1 protein-coding gene is annotated in these 267 nt (G+C 67.0%); it reads right to left on the minus strand.

Annotation, left to right across the window (positions count from 1 at the left end):
* Positions 1 to 255 (minus strand): Gfo/Idh/MocA family protein (locus CVH10_RS26070; protein WP_369335936.1); only part of this gene is annotated, 255 nt, incomplete at its 3' end.
* Positions 256 to 267 lie beyond the last annotated feature (12 nt).

Below are 267 nucleotides of genomic sequence, written 5' to 3' on the forward strand. Positions count from 1 at the left end.
GAGGATGTGGACGCCGATGTCGATGAGCGGTCCGCCGCCCTGGAGATCCTTGTTGATGAAGACGCCCCAGCCGGGAACGCCGCGACGGCGCAGGGCCTGCGCACGGGCAAACTGGACGTCGCCCATGTTGCCCGCATCGATGTATTGCTTCATCCAGCGCGAAGGCCCGTTGAAGCGGGACTGGAGGCCGACCTGGAGGATCTTCCCCGTGTCGCGCGCGGCGGCGCACATTTGGCGGCACTCGTCGGCGTTCATGCCGAGCGGCTT

Source organism: Halomonas sp. ND22Bw (genome assembly GCF_003011945.1).
Lineage (GTDB): Bacteria > Pseudomonadota > Gammaproteobacteria > Pseudomonadales > Halomonadaceae > Halomonas > Halomonas halophila.